The sequence below is a fragment of the Bacillus sp. OTU2372 genome (genome assembly GCF_038440275.1).
Taxonomy (GTDB): Bacteria; Bacillota; Bacilli; order Bacillales; family Cytobacillaceae; genus Neobacillus; species Neobacillus bataviensis_B.
In genome coordinates this window covers 41546-48265 of record NZ_JASATK010000030.1, presented here as the reverse complement: position 1 = coordinate 48265, position 6720 = coordinate 41546, and the positions used below count along the sequence as shown (strand labels likewise).

Sequence of the window (6720 nt, the reverse complement as noted above, 5' to 3'; positions counted from 1 at the left end):
ATACCCAAACTACCCAAAAAAAACAAAACCCCCCCACCTCCCACACCCCCCCCCCCCCCCCCCCCCAATTCTCTATCTATTGTTTATTTAACTAATCCAAGCGTTTTCAATCCATTATATATACCAGAGTTTGAAACATCAGTTGTTTTATGCTTGGCATATTGGAAAATATCAGGATGCCCGTTTCCCATTGCAAAGCTTTCCCCAACAGCTTGGAGCATTTCTTTATCGTTCATTCCATCGCCGAAGGCAATGGCGCTTTCCTTGGGGATGTTGAGATATTTTAATAGCATTTGAATCCCATACCCTTTATTGATTTTATCTCTAATTACATCATAGGAATGCCTTAGACCTTCAACATTTACTTGGGATAAATGGATTCCGGCCTCACTTTCATAAAGAGGCACATCCTCAGGTTTTAGATTAATCAGGGTAATTCCTAAAACATCACGATTAAACTCGGGGCCATATGCTTCATTTTTATGAAAGTGAAACACCTCAATAAATTTTTGGATAACTGGGGCTTCAAGGTTTGTGAAGACATTTTCTTTATTTGTATAAAGGACGGCATCATGTTTGTGCTCCGCAGCAATCGTAAGGTAACGATTTATTAAGGATGGTTCTAACGGTTCCTGAAAGATGTCTTCACCTTTATATACAGCATTGGCTCCGTTATAGCCAATAAAAGAGCGAATGTTCAATTGAGAGGCTAATTCATCAATTTCATGGAGCGGCCTTCCGGTAGCTAGAAAAACCTCTATTCCCTTGTCCTGAACCTGGGAAACGGCTTCTTTGGTTGATTTCTCAATTCGGTTATCTGGTGTAACAAGTGTGCCATCAATATCTAGGAATAAGACTTTATACATTGTCATCATGTTGCTCCTTTTTTTAAAAGTTATGAATAGTTTACCACTTTTTGAACGGAGATATCATGTCTAAATCACCGAATGACCCATCATCCAATTGGAAAAAGTAATCTAGAATCTTCCAATCTAAATGAAGTGAGGAGTTATAGATGATAAGACTATTTATTATGTTAGTAAGTATTGCCATTATGGCTTCTCCGGTCAGAGTAACTGCTGCTCAGAAAGTACCGATCCTTATTTATCATTCCATCGCTGAATATTCGGGGACAGGATCAAAGGAGCTTTATGTCACGCCAGAAAACTTTGAAAAACAAATGATATACCTGCGGGACCATGGTTTTACGTTATTAACGTTTGAAGAATGGCACGAAGCAATGAAAGTAAAAAAGCCAATTTTTATCACCTTTGATGATGGATATAAAAATAATTTAACTGTGTTTGCTGTCTTTCAAAAGCTGCAAACAAGGAAGTTTAAGCCGAAAGGGACCATTTTTGTCATTTCTGACTTTATTGGCAGAGCTAATCGTTTATCAAGAGAGAATATAAAGCGAATTGCAGACTCAGGCTTAATTTCGATTCAGTCGCATACTGCTACCCACCCTGATTTAACGACATCAGATAATCTTACTTACGAACTCAAAGAATCACAAGAAAAAATTCAGCGGATAACTGGAAAAAAGGTAATCGCACTTGCATATCCCTACGGAAATACAAATAAACAAGTGGTGACTGAAACGAAAAAGTATTATACGTACGGATTGACCACCACCCCTGGCCCCTATTCATCGGCAGGGATAAAAAATGAACTATATTTGCTTCCTCGCACATATGTTAAATATTCTACTACCATTGATGAGTTTGCCAAAATCGTAGAAGTGGAATAAACAAAAACAGCTTCTTTTTATATAAGGAAGCTGTTTTTACGAAAAATTTTGTGGAGAATTTCTATTTTCATTAGGCACGAATATCCTCTTATAGAGGGGGGATTTGAATGTCTGGTACCATAGGCGTGTGGGAGGAGCATTTATTTTGGCTCGAAATTCTCCAGGATCATGCAATTTTCGTCCGTGATCATTTATCTGTAACTGAAAGAAATGAGATTTCTATTGCAGAAGGATTTAATCAAGCCTTCCAAGGCTTACTTGGAAATTTAAAACTATTGAATCCAGCATTAAGTCTCGCCACAAATGAAATGGTAGAGTTTTCCAAACAAGCTCATGCCACTGCTTACGATTATTTCCGGTTTGAAGGACATTTACAAAATTTAAGGATTAAAAACGAAGTAAATCTAAACTTGTCACCAACTTATTTGAATGGCACGTTAAATGAAAATCAAGAATATTTACGTCAATTATCTTTCCTCGCCAATGGTCAGCAGCCGGTTCCGCTGCGGCTGGATCAACTTTTAGATTTGTGGCTGGAAGACCAGCTAGGGCATATTATTCTATTGAGAAATATTGTCGATCCGATTGAATTGTCTGTTGATCGACAAACAGACCTATATGCGCAAAGGTTTCAAATGTTTATATTGCAAAATCATCACGTAAAAGGCTTCCTGCGCTTTACAGAACAGGGGTTTCCGCGTCAAAAAGAACTGGCTTTAGAAGTGGGGAGAACGGTGATTGAAATGAATCAGTATATTCGTTCGATTGTTGAAAAATATATGGGGAATAGAGTATTAAATAAAACAACCCTTAGATTCCTCGAACATCATTTCCCTGAGACCTGTTATTTTATTAAAAAATTGGCGGATTTTGCCCCCGAATTACATGAAGAGAGTGTTCATTGTTCATTACGTAAACCATCATTTGGATAGAAAAAACTGTGCAAGCTGCTGGGGCGCTTTGCACAATTTTTTTGTAAATTAGAGCTAAGAAAAACTGCAATGATACCACATTGTAAACTTTGGGAAACTTGGATGTAATCAAATACCGCTATAATAGGGTAAATATAGTCGAATCTATTAGGGTGGGTGTTTTTTATGGAAGAAACAATGGTGAAATCATACTTACAAAAATCACTAGACGAGTGGAAGGATGATATTTCTGTAGTCTTAGCCGAAATTGCCAAAGAATATGATGAAGTGGCACAGGAATTAAAGGTTTATTCGTATAAGTACGGTATTACGAAACAAGTCATTCAATCAACAGTGAATGAGGAGATTATTGAAAAAATCCGTGAAATGTATCATAAACCCTTTGAAGAAAGCTATAACCAACTAAAAGAATACATAAAAGATTTAGAGGAAAAACGAAGAGTTTTTCAAATGTTTATTCAAAAAATTGAAGAGGTAACCAAAAAGGAATCAGCTAAAATAACAACTTACTAAGATCAGAAGGGCAGACAGTAATAATTTGGCTGCCCTTCTTTTTTTTGGAAACTAAAATAAACGGTGTAAAAGGGCCTTGCATATATTGATTAGAAGAATATAAAGTGTGAGGTGTGGAACAAGTGATCACAGCTAACATTGGAAGTAAAATGTTTCGGATCCCGGAGACCCTTGAAGAATATTTTCAACCATTCCGCTCACATGTGATTGGGATGAACCAAGAATTTGATTCCCCCTTCGGTCAACAGAAAATCATTTATGCCGACTGGACAGCCAGCGGACGATTGTATCAACCGATTGAACAAAAAATTTCTGAGGTTTTTGGTCCGTTTATGGCCAATACCCATACCGAATCAAATATCACTAGTTTAATGATGACAGGCTTATATAAACAGTCCAAAAGAATTATTAAGGAGCATGTAAATGCAGATCAACATGATGTTGTAATCCTAGATGGTTTTGGGATGACTTCGGTCGTGAATAAACTACAGAGAATTTTAGGGCTCCGAGTTCCAGAAATTTGGAGAAACCGATTTCAACTTACTAAAAGGGAAAGACCAATCATTTTCTTGACACATATGGAACACCATTCGAATCAGACAACGTGGCTTGAAACACTTGGAGAGGTCGTAATTATTAAGCCGGATGATGATGGAAGAGTAGATCTAAATCATTTAGAACACCTCCTTACTGTTTATAAGGAGCGCCGTGTGAAAATTGGATCCTTTACAGCATGTTCCAATGTAACAGGGATTGAAACGCCATATCATCAGCTTGCGAAGCTCATGCACTTACATGGGGGACTATGTTTTGTGGATTTCGCGGCCTCTGCACCATATGTCAAGATAAATATGCATCCGGAGGATCCGCTTGAGAAGCTAGATGCGATATTTTTCTCACCGCATAAATTTTTAGGCGGCCCTGGAACAAGTGGAGTATTGGTCTTTGATTCAAGGATTTATACCAATAAGGTTCCAGACCATCCCGGCGGCGGAACGGTCTTATGGACAAATCCTTGGGGTGAACACCAGTATTTTGATGAAATAGAAATGCGAGAAGATGGAGGAACCCCCGGGATTTTGCAGTCGATCCGGACTGCTTTATGCTTGAATTTGAAAACGAAGATGGGGATCAATCAAATATTGAAAAGAGAGAAAGAGCAGCTTAGTCTGTTGTTTTCCCATTTGGAGAAGATTCCAGAGGTCAAAATATTAGCTGGGAATATCAAAGATAGAATTGGTATTGTCTCGTTTTACATTGAAAACATTCATTATAACATGATCGTTCGTCTCTTAAATGACAGGTATGGTATTCAGGTAAGAGGGGGATGTTCATGTGCCGGAACTTATGGCCATTATCTTTTAGAAATCGATAAAGTAACATCCAAGCAAATTACTGAAAAAATTAATCAAGGAGATATGTCCACAAAACCTGGGTGGGTTCGATTCTCGGTTCATCCCATCATGACAAATGAAGAAATACTTATTTTTGTTCAGGCGATCAGGGAAATAATTGAAAACATAGAAGAGTGGAAAAGGGATTATGTCTATGATGCAGCTAGCAATGATTATTTCTATATCCATCACCTGCGCGAGGATATGTCGCCATTTTTTAGATTTAGTTAATTTACTGTATTGGTCCAAATGGTTAGGCGCTTACCTTTAGGGGGAGGAGTCCTTTTACCTTCTAAAATTAAACTGTGTCGGAAATATGATTTTTTGACTTGGATAGAGGCAGGACGCTTTCTCATTTGTATCGGAGTTGTAGTAATACAGTCAACCACAAACTTGTATAGGAATATGCTATCAAAAGGAAGGTGGGATAGCATGATTCATACGGTTCAACCCGGCGAAACCCTTGGAACGATATCAGCTAACTATCGAGTGAGCCTAAGGAGGCTTTATGCCGCAAATCCTGGAATCGGACAGTTACACGTAGGACAAAAAATACAAATACCTGGCCTGCCCGAGCCAAGTTCCATACCTTACTCTATACAGGTTTCTGTTGGAAAAAGGAGACTTACATTATATAACAGAGGCAAGTTAGTAAAAATATTTCCAATCGCAGTAGGTAGGATGCTAACACAAACCCCGGTAGGAGATTTTGTCATTGTTAACCGCCAATATAATCCTGGAGGTCCATTCGGGGTTTTATGGCTATCCCTATCAAAACAAGGGTATGGGATACATGGAACTAACGATCCAACTTCGATAGGAAAAGCCGTTTCACATGGATGTGTAAGGATGTATAATCGGGATGTGCTGCAGCTTGCGGAAATGGTTCCGAATGGAACCAGGGTCAGTATTCGTCCATAAAATTCTAGTAAATTGTAATGGTTTGTAATTGTGAATTATTTTTAGCCTTTTGCTTAAATTGAAAGTTAATTTTAACTTTGTTTCTCAACCAGAACGCCGCCAGTCTCAAATTCGCATTCCAAACGAAGCCGTAGTCAGAATACTGGACGGAATTTTTTTAATTAATTTTTATTAATTATTTACTGCTTTTTTTCTAATACTATTCCAATAAGAAGTCTAAGGACGGTTGATTACATGAGGAGAAAAAATAAAAATCGAATTCCTTTTTTGATCTTGTTTATTATCCATACTTTCCTCATTGGTTTAGCCTTTTATAAAAGTAAAGCCAAGAAAAATACCTTTATTTTTCTTGGTTCAATTATGGGATTTGCTTATTTACTGGAGTTTTTTGTTTTAAACTTATTTAAAGCTTATAAATACAAGCCCAAAGTTATAAAAAATAGATCATTGGACAATATTTTTGGAGCTTTTTTATCCCAGTCCATATTTGTCCCTTTTACTGCTGTGTATCTGACTATTACTAAAGCTGGGTGGGGTACAAAGTTCTTAGGAGGTATTTATTTTACCTTAGTTGAAATATTATTTTTGCAATTAGGGGTATATAAACATAATTGGTGGAGAACAATTTATACCTCCATTTTAATTCCGGTATATTTTCTCTTAAGTGATTGGTGGTATTATGGGATTACTCAGAAGAATGTATTGGTACGTAATTTATCCTTCTTCTTGATGATCATGGTAACTGAAACAAATTTATTTTTACTATTAGCGATCCTTCGTAAAATCCGATTCGGATGGGGGAGATATCATGCTTGGACGGAGCATTTTATTATTACACCGTTATATTCTATAACCTTTTCAGTTTTCACTTATTTTACCTTAAAAAAGCAGAATGATGGGTGGGCAAAAATAAAGGTCCTGTTGTTTGATGCCAGTTTATATCAGATTTTTGTTAAAACTAAGATATTAAAAACGAAAATAAAATTAATCCATTATATTTTGATAAAAGGTGTTATGGTAATGGTCTATGGGGTATATAGAAAATGGATTTTAGGAGAGATAGGATTTAATCAATCTGATACAAATTAAAAAGCGCCGTGTGGCGTTTTTGTATGATAAATTCTTTTCTTGATTATAAAGAAGGATCGTGATAAAATGACTGTTGGTATTATATGTATGATATAATGATTTTTAAAAAATCTCTATTATA

Annotated in this window: 7 protein-coding genes; 6 read left to right on the top strand and 1 reads right to left on the bottom strand. The window is 36.7% G+C overall.

Going from position 1 to position 6720, the window contains the following annotated elements; translation table 11 throughout:
* Nucleotides 1-83: 83 nt before the first annotated feature.
* Complete coding sequence (locus AAHB15_RS26655; protein ID WP_342043664.1) at nt 84-866, bottom strand: HAD family hydrolase; 783 nt, start codon at nt 864-866, stop codon at nt 84-86.
* Nucleotides 867-1015: 149 nt separating this feature from the next.
* Between AAHB15_RS26655 and AAHB15_RS26650 the strand changes: the two genes are divergently transcribed.
* The 6 genes from AAHB15_RS26650 (at nt 1016) to AAHB15_RS26625 (ending at nt 6599) form a co-directional block, all read left to right on the top strand.
* A complete protein-coding gene (locus AAHB15_RS26650) occupies nt 1016-1750 on the top strand; it encodes a polysaccharide deacetylase family protein (RefSeq protein ID WP_342043663.1) in 735 nt (244 codons plus the stop codon).
* A gap of 107 nt (nt 1751-1857) precedes the next feature.
* Complete coding sequence (locus AAHB15_RS26645; protein ID WP_335573162.1) at nt 1858-2682, top strand: DUF2935 domain-containing protein; 825 nt, start codon at nt 1858-1860, stop codon at nt 2680-2682.
* 165 nt (nt 2683-2847) lie between these two features.
* Entirely contained in the window at nt 2848-3195 is a 348-nt protein-coding gene (locus AAHB15_RS26640; protein WP_335573161.1) for a hypothetical protein, read from the top strand.
* 149 nt (nt 3196-3344) lie between these two features.
* A complete protein-coding gene (locus AAHB15_RS26635) occupies nt 3345-4820 on the top strand; it encodes an aminotransferase class V-fold PLP-dependent enzyme (protein ID WP_335573166.1) in 1476 nt (491 codons plus the stop codon).
* A 201-nt stretch (nt 4821-5021) separates the two neighbouring features.
* Nucleotides 5022-5510 (top strand): L,D-transpeptidase family protein, encoded by a 489-nt coding sequence (locus AAHB15_RS26630; protein ID WP_335573160.1) that lies wholly within the window; start codon nt 5022-5024, stop codon nt 5508-5510.
* Between the two features lie 267 nt (nt 5511-5777).
* The gene (locus AAHB15_RS26625) at nt 5778-6599 is read left to right on the top strand and encodes a hypothetical protein (RefSeq protein ID WP_342043662.1); all 822 of its coding nucleotides are present in this window, start codon (nt 5778-5780) and stop codon (nt 6597-6599) included.
* Nucleotides 6600-6720 lie beyond the last annotated feature (121 nt).

Coding starts and splice junctions, on each gene's coding strand:
- AAHB15_RS26630 (WP_335573160.1), top strand. CDS start 5,022: ATGATTCATACGGTTCAACCCGGCGAAACCCTTGGAACGATATCAGCT.
- AAHB15_RS26635 (WP_335573166.1), top strand. CDS start 3,345: ATGTTTCGGATCCCGGAGACCCTTGAAGAATATTTTCAACCATTCCGC.
- AAHB15_RS26640 (WP_335573161.1), top strand. CDS start 2,848: ATGGAAGAAACAATGGTGAAATCATACTTACAAAAATCACTAGACGAG.
- AAHB15_RS26655 (WP_342043664.1), bottom strand. CDS start 866: ATGTATAAAGTCTTATTCCTAGATATTGATGGCACACTTGTTACACCA.
- AAHB15_RS26645 (WP_335573162.1), top strand. CDS start 1,858: ATGTCTGGTACCATAGGCGTGTGGGAGGAGCATTTATTTTGGCTCGAA.
- AAHB15_RS26650 (WP_342043663.1), top strand. CDS start 1,016: ATGATAAGACTATTTATTATGTTAGTAAGTATTGCCATTATGGCTTCT.